This window comes from Actinophytocola sp., assembly GCF_035634895.1.
Taxonomy (GTDB): domain Bacteria; phylum Actinomycetota; class Actinomycetes; order Mycobacteriales; family Pseudonocardiaceae; genus Actinophytocola.
In genome coordinates, this window is sequence record NZ_DASQCC010000161.1 from 1 (window position 1) to 15,987 (window position 15,987).

11 protein-coding genes and 1 pseudogene are annotated in these 15,987 nt (G+C 73.1%); 1 reads left to right on the top strand and 11 read right to left on the bottom strand.

Features of this window, described 5'->3' with window-relative positions; genetic code table 11:
• Window positions 1-159: 159 nt before the first annotated feature.
• The 10 genes and pseudogenes from VET29_RS24180 to VET29_RS24225 all read right to left on the bottom strand — a co-directional run bounded on the left by VET29_RS24180 (window position 160) and on the right by VET29_RS24225 (window position 14,997).
• Entirely contained in the window at window positions 160-1,776 is a 1,617-nt protein-coding gene (locus VET29_RS24180; RefSeq protein WP_324924324.1) for a PucR family transcriptional regulator, read from the bottom strand.
• Window positions 1,777-1,874: 98 nt separating this feature from the next.
• Entirely contained in the window at window positions 1,875-2,981 is a 1,107-nt protein-coding gene (menC, locus tag VET29_RS24185; protein WP_324924326.1) for an o-succinylbenzoate synthase, read from the bottom strand.
• Complete coding sequence (locus VET29_RS24190) at window positions 2,978-3,859, bottom strand: GNAT family N-acetyltransferase (protein ID WP_324924423.1); 882 nt, start codon at window positions 3,857-3,859, stop codon at window positions 2,978-2,980. The genes menC and VET29_RS24190 overlap by 4 nt, the downstream gene beginning before the upstream one ends.
• Window positions 3,860-3,891: 32 nt before the next feature.
• A complete protein-coding gene (locus VET29_RS24195) occupies window positions 3,892-5,019 on the bottom strand; it encodes a M20/M25/M40 family metallo-hydrolase (RefSeq protein WP_324924328.1) in 1,128 nt (375 codons plus the stop codon).
• Window positions 5,019-8,291 (bottom strand): serine hydrolase, encoded by a 3,273-nt coding sequence (locus VET29_RS24200; protein ID WP_324924330.1) that lies wholly within the window; start codon window positions 8,289-8,291, stop codon window positions 5,019-5,021. The genes VET29_RS24195 and VET29_RS24200 overlap by 1 nt, the downstream gene beginning before the upstream one ends.
• 17 nt (window positions 8,292-8,308) lie before the next feature.
• Window positions 8,309-9,025: pseudogene (locus VET29_RS24205) on the bottom strand (ABC transporter ATP-binding protein); the annotation flags it as partial.
• Window positions 9,026-9,086: 61 nt separating this feature from the next.
• On the bottom strand, window positions 9,087-10,925 hold the full coding sequence (locus VET29_RS24210; RefSeq protein ID WP_324924425.1) for a dipeptide/oligopeptide/nickel ABC transporter permease/ATP-binding protein: 1,839 nt from the start codon (window positions 10,923-10,925) through the stop codon (window positions 9,087-9,089).
• 60 nt (window positions 10,926-10,985) lie between these two features.
• On the bottom strand, window positions 10,986-11,981 hold the full coding sequence (locus tag VET29_RS24215) for an ABC transporter permease (protein WP_324924332.1): 996 nt from the start codon (window positions 11,979-11,981) through the stop codon (window positions 10,986-10,988).
• A gap of 7 nt (window positions 11,982-11,988) precedes the next feature.
• Entirely contained in the window at window positions 11,989-13,581 is a 1,593-nt protein-coding gene (locus VET29_RS24220; protein WP_324924334.1) for an ABC transporter substrate-binding protein, read from the bottom strand.
• Window positions 13,582-13,608: 27 nt separating this feature from the next.
• Entirely contained in the window at window positions 13,609-14,997 is a 1,389-nt protein-coding gene (locus VET29_RS24225) for a serine hydrolase domain-containing protein (RefSeq protein ID WP_324924336.1), read from the bottom strand.
• 179 nt (window positions 14,998-15,176) lie between these two features.
• Here VET29_RS24225 and VET29_RS24230 point away from each other — a divergent pair, with 179 nt between their 5' ends.
• On the top strand, window positions 15,177-15,743 hold the full coding sequence (locus tag VET29_RS24230) for a TetR/AcrR family transcriptional regulator (protein WP_324924338.1): 567 nt from the start codon (window positions 15,177-15,179) through the stop codon (window positions 15,741-15,743).
• Here the strand turns inward: VET29_RS24230 and VET29_RS24235 are convergent.
• Window positions 15,740-15,895, bottom strand: coding sequence for a hypothetical protein (locus VET29_RS24235; RefSeq protein ID WP_324924341.1), 156 nt, complete (start codon window positions 15,893-15,895; stop codon window positions 15,740-15,742). The two genes, VET29_RS24230 and VET29_RS24235, sit on opposite strands and share 4 nt — an antisense overlap.
• Window positions 15,896-15,987: the final 92 nt, after the last annotated feature.

Consider the following 15,987-nt stretch of genomic DNA (forward strand, 5'->3'; position numbering starts at 1 on the left):
ATTAAGTCGGTGGATCCGGGTTTCTGCTGGCAAGACGCCGGTTCGCCCTCGTACTGGGTCGTACTTGGGCGAACCGGCAACGCCGCCAGCGGGAAGCTGGGCCGCCGAATTAGTTGCCTGATTTCCGGCGCGGGACACTAGCTCAGGCCTGGATCAGGGCTAGATCCGGAGGACCCGCAGCTGCAGCATCACGGCGAACCGCTGGTCGGGGTCGCTCAGGTCGCACTCGCCGACCTCCGCGACCCGCCGGAGGCGGTACCGGAAGGTGTTCTGGTGCACGAAAACCGACTCCGCGGCCGCCACGACGTCGCCGAACGCGTCCAGCCACGCGCGGAGGGTCTCCACCAGGTTGCCGTGGTGGCGGCGGTCGTAGTCGATCAGCCGGGCCAGCGCGCCCGCCGGCTCGTCGCCGCGGGCCGCGGCCAGGTCACGCAGCTCCAGGATCAGTGCCTCGCCCTGGAGCTCGTCCAGCCGGCCGATCCGCCGGTGCGCGCTCCCCTCACGCAGCACCCGCAGCACCCGGTCCACACAGGACCGGCTGTGGGCCACATCGGACAGGTCGACCGCCACCGGTCCCACCGCGGCGATCGCGGGCAGGCGGTCGCCGACGCGGTCGAGGAAGTCCTGCAGCGTGCGGACCGCGCGGGACTCCGCCTTGTCCCCGGACCCGGGTAGCAGACCGTAGGTGACCGCGCCGATGGCCGCGGCCGCCGAGCGGGGGTGGATCGCCGACACGTGCATGGCGAAGGCGTCCGCGAGCCGTTGGCGGTCCTGGACCACGGTCGCGCTGTCCAGCTCGTCGCGGCGTTCGTCCAGTGCGACGCCCAGTACCAGCAGCGTGCGGTTCGCGAGCCCCAGCCGTTCCAGCGCCTCGGCGGCGCCGGCCCCGCCTTCCAGTGCCGAGCTCACCAGGTCGGCCCGTACCCGCCGCTGCACGTCGGCGCCGGCACGCACCCGCAGCAGGTGCAGGGCGACCAGCTTGGCCGACTCGCACAGCGCGTCCTCGCGTTCCGCGCTGAGCCGGCCGGGCACCGCGGCCCAGATCGAGCCGAGCACCTCGTCGCCGGCACGCACGGCGACGGCGACCCTCGGCAGCGTCTGGCTGCCGCTGCCGTCGGGGATGGGGCCGGTGAAGACGGGCCGGTCACTGCGCAGCAGCTCCCGGAAGACCCCGCGGTCGTGCAGGACCCGGGACAGCCGTTCCGGCACCTGCCGGCCCAGGATCGTCTCGACGCGTTGCGCGTCGGCCTCGTCCTGGCGGCCGGAGAACGCGAGGATCCGCGAGTTGCGGTCCTCGATGGTGATCGGCGCGTCGAGCAGCGACGCGATCGCGTTGGCGACGGCGAACAGGTCGCCGGACGGCAGGCCGCCCAGCGACTCCGCCTGGTCCACCCGGACGTCGCCGACCGCGAGGAGGGAGCGGAGCATCTCGCTGAGGTGGCTCCAGGGCGCGCCGCGGCTCAGCCCGAGCACGGCGACGCCGGCCTTGTCGGCGGCGGCCCGGACCTCGTCGGTGAGTGGGACCGGTGCCCGGAGCACCAGTGCCACCGCCCGCTGCCGGCCCAGCGTGCGCAGGAGCGCGGCGACCTCGTCCGGGGCGTCGACCCCGATGCCGAGTACCAGCGCGTGCGGCGGTAGCACAGGGTGGTCGAGGGGATCGTGGATGACGACCCCGCCGATGTCCCCGGCGCGATCGGGGTCACCGTGCGCGAGGTCGAGCAGGGTGGCACCCAGGTCGTCGATGACCCGGCCAAGACTCGCGCGCGGACGCTGCACAGTGCCACGTTAGGCGAACGCGCCGACGTCCACTAGTTCCCGGACCCCAGATCCGGTCACCCGGTTGGTCGGATCCGACAATTTTCGGGCCGGCAACCTCAGCCGGCGAGCCACTCGGTCGTCTGCGTGATCTCGGTCAGCCGCTCCGGCAGCGGCACCACCCCGAGACCCGGACCCGACGGCACATCGAGATGGCCGTCGTCGAGGACGAACGGCTCGGTCACGTCCGCGGCGTAGTAGCGGCCGGACGCCGAGGTGTCGCCCGGCAGGGTGAACCCGGGCAGGGCGGCGAGAGCGAGATTGGCCGCACGGCCGAGGCCGGTCTCCAGCATCCCACCGCACCACACCGGTACACCGTGTGCCACGCACACGTCGTGGATGCGACGCGCCTCGAGGTACCCGCCGACCCGCCCGGGTTTGATGTTCACCACCTGGCAGGCGCCCAGCCGGATCGCGGCCGCGGCATCGCGCGCCGAGGTGATGGACTCGTCCAGGCAGACTGGCGTCCGGATCTGTCGGGCCAGGTCCACATGGCCGAGCACGTCCTCCTCGTCGAGCGGTTGCTCGATCAGGAGGAGCCCGAAGTCGTCCAGCCGGGCCAGATGCCGCGCGTCGCCCAGGGTGTAGGCCGTGTTCGCGTCGACCTGCAGCAGGACGTCGTCGCCGTAGCGCTCACGCACCGCGCGGACCGGCTCGACGTCCCAGCCGGGCTCGATCTTGAGCTTGATCCGCAGGTAGCCCTCGGCCAGGTAGCCGCCCACGGCGTCGAGCAGCTCCGGCACCGACGACATGATGCCGACCGACACCCCGCACGGCACCCGGTCGTGCACGGCGCCCAGCTCGCGGCCGAACGAGCGGCCCTCCGCACGCAGCTCCGCGTCCAGCACCGCCGTCTCCAGCGCCGCCTTGGCCATGCGGTGCCCCTTGAACGGCGCCAGCACGCCCGCGACCGCGTGCGCCCCCGCCAGCGGAGCCGCCGTCAACGCCGGGACCAGGAAGCGCCGCATCACGTCCGCGGCCGCGTCGGCGTACTCCGAGGAGTACAGCGGGCCGCTCATCGCCACGCACTCGCCCCAGCCCTCGGCGTCGTCCGTGACCACGCGCACCAGCAGGATGTCGCGGGTCGTCTCGGTGCCGAAGGAGGTCCGGAACGGCGCCACCAGCGGCATCTCGACGCGGCGCAGTTCCACTCCGGTCAGCTTCATGATTCCCTCCGCACGACGTACCAGCCGGCCCGGTCGAACCCGTCGATCCGGCCACCGGCGCCCACCAGCCCGGTGAGCGCGTCCCGCACGGCCACCCGCCACCGGCGCGCCAGCCCGGGGTCGACCGTACGGAGCCCCTCGATGTCCCTCGGCACGGCGACGAGCGAGGTCGCGCCGTCGAGCCGGCCGGGCACCGGGCCACCGTCGTCGCCGATGGTCAGCGCGTACACCGCGCCCGCCGCGACCTCGTCCGCCGCGACGGCGCCGACGCCGCCACCCGTGCTCGCGATGGCCACGGCGGGGTCGCGGAGCCGCCAGCTCACCAGGAGCCGGTCGGAGTCGTGGTCGCCGTTGATGGCGTCGAGCATCGGGCCGTAGAAGTTCGTGAGGTACTCGGCCGGGCGCGCGGCGAGCTTCGCCAGGTTGAAGTAGGCGTTGCGTGCCACCAGCGGGTCGAAGGTCCAGGCGATCTCGGCCACCCCGCGCGCGAGCGCCCACGCCCGCTGGTGCAGCTTGAGCGCGAAACCCACGCTGCGGCCGGTGGCGACCGGCGACACGCCGGCGATGTGGCTGTGCAGCGCCTCCCCGGCCGGTTCGTGGAAGAAGCCGACGCAGGCACCCACCATGCGGTCGTCCTCGAACGCCCCGGCCACGTAGTTGCCGGCCTTGGTGAAGGCACGGAGGAGCTCGATCGTCACCGGCGGGTTCGCGGCGCGGCCCCAGATGACGGCGAACAGCTCGACCACCTGGTTCAGCTCGGTGAGGTCCGTGAGCTCGCGCACCGCGACGCCGGCCTTCCGCGCCGCCGTGCTCGCCGCGTGCACGGCGTGGTCGAGCCCGGTCGCCACGGTCTCACTCGAGTCGGTCGCGGTGTTCATGCCGCTCATGCTCCTGTCCTCGTCGGGGCCGGTCATGGTCGTGTCGCACCAGAACCGAGGAGCGGGTTCGTCGAGTCCGCCAGCAGGTCCTCGACCAGTGCGCGCAGCAGCGCGGTCCGGCCGGGCAGCTCGTCTACCAGGACGTGCTCGTCGGCCGCGTGCGCGCCGCCGCCGACCGCGCCGAGTCCGTCGAGGGTGGGGGTGCCGACACCCGCGGTGATGTTCCCGTCCGAGCCGCCGCCGACCGCGGCACTGCCCGGTTCGGGCATGCCGAGGCGCGCGGCGATCCGGCACACCCGCTCGTACAGGGCCGCCGAGGCGGCCGCCTCGAGCGGCGGCCGGTTCGGGCCGCCGGTGACCTCGATCCGCGCGCCGGGCAGCACCGGCGGCAACGCCCGGATCGCCCGGTCGACCCGGTCCTGCTCCCGCTGTGTCCTGGCGCGTACGTCGACCGCGAACGACCCGGCGGCGGGCACGGTGTTGGTGGTGGTGCCCGCGAGGGCGGCGGTCGGCGTGACCGTGGTGCCGGCCGACGGGTCGGCGATCGCGCTGACGGCCAGCACCTGGTGGGACAGCTCGACCGTGGAATTCACCCCGCGCTCCGGCTCGAGCCCGGCGTGCGCGGCCCGGCCGACCACGCCCACCTCGTACAGCGAGATGCCCTTGCGCTCGGTCTTGAGCGCGCCGCCGTCGGCGGACGCCTCCAGTACCAGTGCGGCGGACGCCGCCCTGGCCTCCTTCTCGATCAGCTCGCGGGAGCTGGGCGCGCCCAGCTCCTCGTCGCCGGTCACGAGCAGGGTGACGCCGTCGAGCCCGGCGACCGCGTGGAACGCCATCACCAGGCCGGCCTTCATGTCGAAGCAGCCCGGTCCGCGCAGCACCCCGTCCTCGACGGTGCACGGGTGGTCGGCCAGCGAGCCGATCGGCCACACGGTGTCGTGGTGGCCGAGCACCAGCACCCGCGACGGCTCCGCGCCGAGCCGCCAGCGCAGGTGGGCGCGGCCGTCCAGCGCGATCCGCTCCGGCGCGACCCCCAGGCGCGCCGTGCCGACCCGCGCGACGACCTCCGCCGAGCGGCCGACGGCGGCCAGGTCGGCGGACGGTGACTCGCACTCGACCAGCGCGCGGATGTCGGCGAGCAACTCGTTCAGTGCCGGCATCAGCCCACCCTCGGTGTCGCGCGTGCCCCGAAGTGCACGTACTTCTCGCCGGTCGGCAGCTCGTAGAAGGTGACCGGCATCCATGTCTGGGTCTCCGGCGCCCTGATCGCGAACAGTGCCGGTCCAACGGGGACCAGTGTGTACTCCTGGACCGGATCCGGCTCGAACTCGGCGAGCGGGCCCAGCAGCGTGGTCCGCAGGCGTGGGCCGTCCGCGCCGTTCGTGATGTCCACCCGCACCCCGGTCCGCTCGTAGACGCCGGCGAACGGCGTCGCGTCGACCGCCGCCGGCTCCGCGGGCGGCGTGAACGGCGCCGGCATCGTGACGCCGGCGACCTCGGCGAAGATCTCCCGGTACAGCTCCTCGTAGAGGTCACGGCTGTGCCCACCGTTGGTGAGCAGCGTGACGGCGAGGCCCTGGTCGGGGAGCACCCGGAGGAACGCCGCCTGGCCGAGCGTGTTGCCGTCGTGGCCGATGAGCCGGTGACCGTCCCAGCCGAACCGGATCCAGCCGAGCCCCCACGAGTCGCCGAGGACGTACTTGTCGGGCAGGTCGGCCTGGAACGTGGTCATCTCCGCGCAGGAGTCCTCGTTCAGGACCCGGGTGCCGTCGGCGGCGACGCCGCCCTTGAGGTGCATGCGGGCGAAGGCGAGCACGTCCCCGACGGTCGAGGTGACGAGCCCGGCCGGGCCGATCGAGCGGGGCAGCGCCCAGACCTGCGCGGGGACGGTCTCGCCGGCCCGCTCGTCGTGGCCGGTCGCGGCGGCGAAGAGCAGGGCCTCGTCGGCCAGGGTCACCGTGTGGGTGAGCCCCAGCGGGGTGAACAGCCGGTCACGCATCGCCTGGTCCCAGGTCTTGCCGGTGATCTTCTCGATGACCCGGCCCAGCACGGAGAACCCCGAGTTGCAGTAGGACCAGGTGGCGCCGAGCGGATGGTTCTGCCCGGCCTCGCCGAGCACGTCGACGTAGCGCTCCAGGCAGTCGTCGCCCCGGCCGGTGTCGGTGAACACGTCGCCGTCGATGCCGCTGGTGTGGTTGAGCAGGTGCCGCGGCGTGACCGACTTCGTCACCTCGGGGTCGGCGAGCCGCAGCTCGGGCAGCACCTCGGCAACCGGGGTGTCCAGGTCCAGCAACCCTTCGTCGACCAGCATCATCACGACGGTCGCCGTCCACACCTTGGTGATCGAGCCGATCTGGAACAGCGCGTCGGTGCGCGCTGGCGCGCCACTGCGCACGTTGAGCACGCCGTACGCGGCCTCGACCAGCTCGTCGTCCGCGCCGCCCCTCCCGAGGCGGAGGATGCCGAGCTGCGCGCCGGGCACCTTGTGCCGCTCGGCGAGCCGCGCCAGGCGCCGCTGCCAGTGGGCGGCGTCGACGCGGGGCCGGCCGCCGCGGGTGGTGTGCTGCTCCAGCCAGTCCAGGACGCGGTGGTTGAAGTCGAGCCGCTGCGACGGCGGACCGGTCAGGATGAACAGGTGCGAGGCGTCCGGGTAGACCACCAGCCGGGTCGGCACACCCAGCTCACGCAACGCGGTGTGCCACTGCTGGCCCTGGCCGACCGGGCACGTCAGGTCGGCCCCGCCGTGGATGACGAGCGTCGGCGTGCGGACGTCGGCGACGCGGGTGAGCGGTGACATGGCCGCGTACTTATCCGGCTCCTGCCAGGGCGTGCCCCCGAGCTCGTACACGCTGAGGAGGTTGCAGTCGTCGCTGGTGCCGCCCATGCTCACCAGGTCGCTGACGGTGCCGCCGGCCACCGCGGCCGCGAACCTGCCGTCGTGGCCGGTCAGCCAGCAGGTCATGAACCCGCCGTAGCTGTAGCCGGCGACCGCGAGCCGGTCCGGGTCGGCGAACCCCTCGGCGACGAGCTGGTCGAGCGGCTCGAGGAAGTCCTTCGCGTCGGCGACGCCCCAGGCGCCGCGCACGCCGTCGTAGAACGCCTCGCCGTAGCCGTCGCTGCCGCGGGGGTTGACCATGAGCACCGCCCAGCCGCGGTCGACCAGGTCCTGGTGGTACAGGTGGATCTCGTCGGCGGCGGCGTTCCAGGCGTTGTGCGGGCCGCCGTGGATGTCGAGCAGGAGCGGCCGCGGTCCGCCGCGCGCGGGGTCGTGCATCAGCCACGCCTGGACCTCGGTGCCGTCGGAGACGGTGAACCACCGCTCCTCGCGGCGGTGGAGGTCGACGTCGGGGCCGTGGTTGGTCAGCACGACGACGGCGCCGCTCGCGAGGTCGACGACCCCGATCTCGCCGAACGACGTGCTGGTGCCGAGCCCGACCGCGGCGCGCCCTGCCGCGACGGACAGACCCGACACGACCCGGCCCGCACCATTGAGGACCGGGCGTGCGTCACCGCCGGTGGCGGCGACCGACCACAGGTGGCTGCACCCGTGGTCGCGGAGACAGAAGAACACCCGGCCGTCGTATTCCCGCGGCAGGCCGCCGGGGTAGGCGGCCGCGCCGGGCATCACGTTGCGGTCGGTGTCCCCGGCGAGCTCGGTGACCTCCCCGTCCTCGACCCGGAACAGCCGGGCGTGACCGTTGGGGTCGCCTGCCCAGCCGACCACGAGCAGCGCGTCGCCGGCCCAGCTGACGGTGGTGGCCACCCCGTCGGCGAAGGCGACGACCTGTGGCCGGGTGTGCGGCTCGTCGACCTTCAGCAGGTGGACCGGGGTGCGGTGGCGCAGGTCGGTGTCGGCGCCGGCGCGGCGGGTGAAGGCGATGGTCACGCCGTCGGGGGACCAGGCGAGGGCGCCGACGTTCTCGCGGCCGTCGGTGAGCTGGCGGACCTCGTGGCCGTCAAGGTCGAGGACGTGCAGCTGGGTACGGACCGCGCCGTACAGGCCCGCGCCGTCGGCCTGGTAGTCGAGGCCGTCGGAGACCATCGGTCCCTTCGCCCCACCCGTCGGGTCGACCGGTGCGGTGAAGGCGAGGCGGCGGCCGTCCGGCGACCACTGCGGGGCGCCCGCGCCGAGCGGCAGGTCGGTCAGCCGCTCCAGCACACCCGGTGCCCCCACGTCGAGGACGGCCACCTGCCCGTCATGGAGGAAAGCGAGCAGGCGGCCGTCCGGTGACCAGGCCGGAGCGAGGTCGCTCGGCCCGGTGCTGAGGCGACGAGGTGTGCTGCCGCTGGTGTCGACCAGCCACAGCTCGTCGACGTTGCGGTCCTGGTCGGTGTCGAGGGTCCGGAGCACGTACGCGACCCGGGCGCCGTCCGGGGACAGCGCGGGCTGGGACGGGACCGCGAGGTCGGCGAGGTCCTCGATGCGGGTCATGACCGACTCCTTCGTCCAGGGATGGCGGCGAGCAGTTCGCGGGTGTACTCGTGGCTGGGCTCGGCGAGCACGCGCGCGGCGGGCCCGTGCTCGACCACCCTGCCTCGGTGCATGACCGCGACGTGCGAGGCGACGTAGCGGACCACCGCGAGGTTGTGGGAGATGAACAGGATCGAGAGGCCGAGCTCGCGTCGCAGCTCGCGGACGAGGTTGAGCACGGCGCCCTGGATGGAGACGTCCAGGGCGGAGGTGATCTCGTCGGCGATGACCACGCGCGGGTCCGCGGCGAGGGCGCGGGCGAGGGCGACCCGCTGGCGCTGGCCGCCGGAGAGCCGGGAGGGCAGCGCGGCGGCGCTGGCGGGGTCGAGGTGCACGAGGTCGAGGAGCCGTTCGACCTCGGTCCTGCGCGCGGCGCGGGACCGGCCGGGGGGCATGGCCTCGGCGACGCTCTCGCCGATGGTCATGCGGGGGTCGAGGGAGGAGTACGGGTCCTGGAAGACCATCTGCAGCGGGCGATGCCGGCCCCGGGTCGGCACGGGCACACCGTCGAGACTGATCCGGCCCGCGGTCAACGGCGCCAGGCCGACGGCAGCCTTGGCGAGGGTCGACTTGCCGGACCCGGACTCACCGACCAGCCCGACGATCTCGCCGGCCGGCACGGCCAGGCTGACACCGTCGACGGCGGTCGTCCGGCCGTACCGGACCGTGACGTCCTCGAAAAGCAGCTCACTCACGGCGACCCCACCAACTCGACGGCTGCACGCCGGACCGTCCCGTCCTCGAAACGCGGCTCGCTCACGGGGACTCCACCAACTCGTCGGTCTCGTGTCTGGCAGGTAGGGGTTCGCCCGCGTGCCAGCAGGCCACGCGGTGGGTCGCGTCGCCGGTCAGCTCCGGGTCGAGGGCACGGCAGCGGTCGTCGGCCAGCGGGCAGCGGGCCGCGTACGCGCAGCCCGGTGGCACGTCGGCCGGGTCGACCGGGCGGCCCGGGATCGTCGCCAGGGGCTCGGTCAGGTCGGTCGTCATGTCGGGGACGGCGTCGATCAGCGCGCGGGTGTACGGGTGCCGGGCCGAACCCGCCAGGTCGGCCGCCGGGAGGTCCTCGACGATCCGCCCCGCGTACATCACCAGCACCCGGTCGCAGACCTCGCCCACCACGGCCACGTCGTGGCTGATCAGCATCAGCGCCACGTCGTCCGCGGCGCGGATCGAGGCCAGCAGGTCCAGCACCTGCTGCTGCACGGTCACGTCCAGCGCCGTCGTCGGCTCGTCCGCCACGATCAGCGCCGGCGACCCCATCAGCCCCATGCCGATCATCGCGCGCTGCCGCATGCCGCCGGAGAACTCGTGCGGGTACTGCCGAGCGCGCGTCGCGGCATCGGGGATCCGTACCGCAGCCAGCCGGTCCACCGCCCGCGCCAGCGCGGCCCGCCGTCTCATGCCCTGGTGGTGGGTCGCCACCTCGGCCAGCTGCCCGCCGATCCGCCGGCCGGGGTTGAACGACGTCATCGGGTCCTGGAAGACCATCGCGAGGGACGTGCCCAGCAGGCGCTGCCGGACCGCGGTGTCCGGCGCGCGCAGGTCGTGCCCGAGCAGCTCCAGGCGGGTCGCGTCGACGCGGCCGTCGTCGCCGACCAGGCGGGTGACCGCCAGCGCCGTCAGCGACTTGCCGGAGCCCGACTCCCCCACGATGCCGACCGCCTCGCCACGCCGCACCGCGAACGACACCCCGCGGACCGGCCGCACCGGACCGTGCTGCCCCGGCACGACGACCTCCAGGTCCCGGACGTCCAGCACCACGTCGGACGGCGTGGCACGGGTGTCCTCGACGACCGGCGGCTCCGCGCCGCCCACCCGCACCACCCGAGGGCCCGTGCTGACGCCGAGTGCCTTCGCGACCGACTCGCCGAACAGGTTGAACGCCAGCCCCGCGAGCAGCACCGCCGCGCCCGGCGCCAGCGCCGCGGCCGCGTTCACGTAGATGACGCCGATCCCGTCGTACAGCAACCGTCCCCAGTCGTAGGACGGCGACTGGACGCCCAGCCCCAGGAACGACAGCCCCGCGAACGACAGCAGCGCGGTGCCCGCACCGATGGTCGCGTTGACCACCAACGGTTCCGCGATGTTCGGCAGCACGTGGCGGAACAGGATCCGCGCCCGCCCGACGCCGGCCACCCGCGCGGCCGAGACGTAGTCCCGTGCCGCGACCCCCGCCACCAGCGTCTGGGTCAGGCGCGCGAACGCCGGTGCCCCGGCCAACCCGATCGCCATCACCGCGCCGGTCGCGCCGACCCCGAACACCACCGCGAAGAACAACGCCAGCAGCAGCCCCGGGAACGCCACCGCGACGTTGACCGCGGCCGACAGCAGCCTGCCGAACCGACGCCCCACCAGGAGTGGCGCCGACCCGAGCAGCAGCCCGGCGACCACCGTGATCACGACGGCGAGCAGCGCCAACCCGATCGAGAGCCGGGTGGCCACGAGGACCCGCAGCAGGATGTCGCGGCCCAGGCTGTCCGTGCCGGCCAGGTGCGCGCCCGCCGGCTGGGCCATGATGTTGTCCGTGTCGACGGCCTCCGCGCCGGCGTCCCACAGCAGCGGACCGAGTACGGCGAGCGCGAGGACGACCGCCATCAGCACGGTCGCCGTGAGGCCCAGCGGCGTGCGGACGACCCGCGACCAGCGTCGGTTCACTCAGTCCTCCCGGATCAGCGAGCGCGGGTCGAGCCGGGCGAGCACGACGTCCACGACGGTGTTCACGACGAGGACACCGATGCCGTACACGAGGACGATGGCCTGCACCACGGGATAGTCCTTGTTGAGGATCGACTGCACGATCGTGCTCCCGAGCCCGGGCCAGGCGAAGACGTTCTCGACGAGGACGGTGCCCGCGACCATCGCGCTCAGCAGCAGCCCGCACAGCGTCAGCGCCGCCGTGACCGCGTTCGGCAGCGCGTGTCCCAGGTAGACGGTCCGCGCCGGCAGCCGCTTGGCGCGGGCGGTGCGCACGAAGTCCGCCTGCAGCACGCCGACCAGCTCGACACGCACGATCCGCGCGAGGATCGCGGCCGGCCCGATCGCCAGCGAGAACACCGGGAGCACGTATGCCGCCGCGGTGTCGTTGCCGGCGACCGGAAGCCAGCCGAGCCGGACCCCGAACACGTAGACCAGCGCGACGCCGATGAGGAAGTCCGGAATCGTCGCCACGACGATGCTGGTGGTGGTGAACGTCAGCTCGGTGCGCCGGCCGTGACCGCGCCTGGTCAGCACGCCCATGGCGACGCCGAGCGGGATCGCCACGATGACGGACGCCACGAACGCCAGCACGGCCAGCGTCAGCGTGGCCGGCAGCCGCTGCGCGATGACGTCGGCGACCGGCAGCCGTGAGGACAGCGACGTGCCGAGATCGCCGGTGAACAGGCCCTTCAGGTAGTGCAGGTACTGGGTGACGATCGGGTCGTTCAGGCCCAACGCCTGCCGCCGCGCCGCCACCAGTTCCGCGGGCGCCGTGGGGCCGAGCGCGCCGCGGACCGGGTCGCCCGGGATGAGGTGGATCATCGCGAACGACGCGGTCACCAGCACCCACAGCGAGACCAGCAGCCGGCCGAGGCGCCGGGCGCCGAACCGGACCCACGGGCGGGTCCGGACCCCGTTCCGGGCCGGTGGCGCGACGGTCGAGCTGACGGTCATGGGAGCCCTACCTCGCCAGCATGCGGATGCTGGTCGGGATCAGCTGCCCGGGGGTCTCGAACTTCGCGCCCTTGCCGAAGGTGCGCACGTCGTTGTAGGCGAACGGCACCACGGCGGCCTTGGCGATCAGCGCGGACTCGGCGTCGAGCCAGTCCTTGCAGCCTTCCTTGCCGGGGATGGCCATCGCGTTCTTGACGGCCGCGTCGTAGGTCGAGTCGGCGATCGCGGCGAAGTTGGTGCCGTCCGGCGCGGCCGGACCGGACAGGAACGGCACGAGCTGGTCGGGGCTGCTGACGTTGAGCGAGACCCACGAGACGTCCCAGTCGCCCGCGCCGAAGATCGTGCCGGTCAGCGTCGTCTCGTTCTGGCTGTGCGCGGTGGCCTGGACGCCGATGGCCTTCCACTGCTTCACGGCGAGCTCGGCCGCGGCGTCGCCGCTGCTGCCGAGGTTGTTCTGGTACAGGAAGGTCAGCGTCAGCGGCTTGCCGTCCTTGGTGCGCGTGCCGTCGCTGCCGGCCTTCCAGCCCGCCTGGTCGAGCAGGGCGCCCGCCGACTTCGCGTCACCCCTCGGGAGCGAGTCGGAGACCGAGTCACCGGGGCAGGCGACCGGCGCGTTCGCGGCCATCGTGGTGCCGGTGCGGCCGTGGCCCGCGGTGAGCACCTTCTGGAGCTGGTCGAGGTCGAGCGACTGGGTGAGCGCCATGCGGACCTTCGCGTCGCTGGTGACCCGGCCGGCGGCGTGGTTGTACCACTGCTCCCCCACGATCGCGGGGGTGGTCGCGGTGAACAGGCCGGCCTTGTCGAGGCGGTCCGCGTCCGGCCCGGCGATCTGGGCGCCGTTCAGACCGCCCGAGAGCAGCAGGTTGGCCGCGGTCGTCTCGTTCTGGACAACCTTGATCACGACCGTGTCGGGCAGTCCCTTGGTCGCGGTCGTCGCGCCGGCCGGTCCCCACTTGTAGCCGTCGCGGATCTTGTACGTGTAGTGGTCGCCGGACGCAGCCTCGGTGAGCTGGTACGGGCCGGTGCCGGCGGTGGCCGTCGCGAGCTTCGCACGGTCGGCCAGGCCGCTCGGGCAGACGATCGGGAGGCCGGCCAGCCCGTTGAGGACGAACGGCGCAGGCTGGGCCAGCGTGATCGTCACGGTGCCGGCCGCGTCGTCGCCCTCGGCCTTCGCGCCGACCGGGAAGAAGGTCCCCAGGAAGGGGCTCTTGTTGTTCGGGTCGGCGACGAAGTTGAGGTTGTCCGCGACGTTCGTGGCGGTCAGCTTGGCGCCGTCCGCGCAGGTGATGCCGTCGGCGAGCGTCAGCTTGACCGTCTCCTCGGCGAGCTCCCACTTCGTGGCGAGCTCCGAGCGGATCTCGCCGGTCTCGCCGTCGACGCTCACCAGCGGGTCGTAGGCGAACTGGGTGACGGTGAACAGCGAGGTGCCCGCGCCCATCTGCGGATCGAGGCTCCCCGGGTCCGAGGACAGCGCGAACGTGAAGGTGCCGCCGTCGACGACGAGGGCGTTCCCCCCGTCCGAGGCCGCGCCGCCGCAGCCGGTGAGTACGACGGCCAGGCAGATGCCGAGGCCGGAGATGCCGAGGGTGGAGCGCTTCATGGCGATTCCCGTTCAGGTGGGGGCTGGTCAGGCACTCGCGCGGCGGACCGCGCGACCGAGGTGCAGGTACAGCGCGTGGCCGGTGCCGTCGTCGCCCACGAAGGCGTGCGGCATGTGCATGCCGCGGTCGGCCTCGACCGGGATCAGCATGTTGTCCCGGTAATGGACTAGCTCGTGCCGCTCGACCTTCCCACCCATCTCGACGAAGGCGCCCTTGGGGGTCTGCTCGAGCCAGATCCGGCCGTCGTCGTCCTGGCTGACGGTGAGGTCGAAGACCTCGGCGGAGTAGGTGCCGACGTACCGCGCGGCGTCGATCCGCCGCGGATCCGCCGGCGGCACGGGCAGCGCGGGAAGTCCGACGCCGGTGAGCGCCTCGAGGACGTGGCCGACGACGTCGCGGTACAGCGAGACCACGTCACCGCCGTTGGTCAGCAACGCGACGGCGAGGTTCGCCTCCGGCACGATGCGCAGGAACGCGCCCTGCCCGATGGTGCTGCCGTCGTGACCGATGATCGTGCCGGTCGGTGTGTCGAACCGCTCGAAGCCGAGCCCCCACGAGGTCCCCATGAGACCGAGCTCCGGCAGGTTCACCTCCCGCGCGTGCATCCGGGTCGCGGTCCCCGGCGCCAGCACGCGGGTGCCGTCGCTCGCCCGGCCGTCGTCGAGGTGCATGCGGGCGAACGCGACGAGGTCGCGGGGCCGCATCGCGAACATCGAGCCGGCCGGGGCGTTGGACCGCGTCAGCGCCCACACCGGGGCGGGCACGTAGCCGGCCCCCGGCTCCGGCTCGACGTGGCCGACGGCCGCGCGGAACATGATCGCCTCGTACGGGCTGGGCGCGGTGTGGGTGAGCCCCAGCGGCCTGATGAGGTGCTCGCGCAGGCACTCGTCGTAGGACTGCTTGCGCAGCACCTCGACGAGCCGGCCGAGCACGCAGTAGCCGGCGTTGTTGTAGGAGAATTGCTCGCCGGGCGGGAACAGCTGGGGCACCTCGCCCAGGGTCGCGACGAACTTCTCCAGGCAGTCGTCGCCGACGCCGGTGTCGGTGAAGATGTCGCCCTCGAACCCGGCGGTGTGGCTGAGCAATTGCCGGACCGTGATCGCCGCGGCGGCCGCCTCGTCGGCGATGCGGAACTCCGGCAGGTAGGTGCGCACCGGCCGGTCGAGGTCCACCTTGCCCTCGTCGACCAGCTGCATGACCAGCGTGCTGGTCCAGAGCTTGGTGACCGACCCGATCTGGAAGACCGAGTCGGCGGTCGCCTCGACCTCGGTCGACTTGCTGAGCAGGCCGGCGGCCCCGTCGACCACCTGGTCGCCGTGCAGCACGGCCCACGCCGCGCCAGGAACGCCGTACCGCGCGAGCAGCTGGGGAAGGTTGCTGCCGAGCCAGGCCTGGACGTCGTGGAGGTTGCTCATGCGCGATGACGGTAGGAATGTTCGGCCCGACTGTGTTCGTCGTCACCGACAACTCGACATCGCTTTCTTGGTCGTGGCGGACAGCCGGGCACGTTCGCGGGTCAGAAGACCGCGACGGTACGCCCGGCGGGGCGGTGTGCGCGCCGACACTGAGGCAAGTTGTCTCGTAGGATGCGTCGGTGAGCTACTCGACGGACCCGCGGGCGACGCGCAGCCGGGAGGCGATGCTCGTCGCGGCCCGGGAGCTGCTGGTCAGCGAGGGGCCCGGGGCGATCACCCATCAGCGGGTCGCCCAGCAGGCCGGCGTCGGCCGGGCCACCGCCTACCGGCACTGGCCGCGGGCCGAGCAACTGCTGCTCGACGCCATGGGCGGCACCGACCTGCCGCTGTTCAGGGATCCCGAGGCGCCCGTCCGGCCGTGGCTGCGCCGCCAGCTCCGGCAGCTGGCCGACGAGCTGGCGGTACCGGCCGTCGCCGCCGTCGCGGTCACCCTGGCGCAGTCGGCGATGTGGGACCCCGAGATCGCCCACCAGCAGGACGAGTCGACTCGAACCATCGCCGAACGCATCCACGCCGCCATCGAGCTGGCCGTCGAGGGCGGCGAGCTGGCGACCACGGCCGGCGCCGCCGACGTGGCGGCCCTGCTGGTCGGTCCGATCGTGTACCGCACCGCCATGCAGCGCGGCGACGTCTCGGACGCGCTCATCGACCGGCTCGTCGACAGCGTCGGCACCTGGCACCGCTAGCTCGAGGCGATGACGACCACCGCGAAGCCGAAGTGGACCACCATCGCGACGACCCGGATCCCGTCGGTGCGCGGCAGGCGCTCGATGCCGGCACGGTCGGCATCGCGCCGAATGCTCAGCTGGATCGGCAGCAACCACGTTTCGGCGAACAACGATGCTCCCGCGGTCGCCCTGCGTCACACGCCGACCGTTCCACGCCCCGACCGTGCGAGCCGTAGAGTCTTACTTGACTATTGACCTTGAC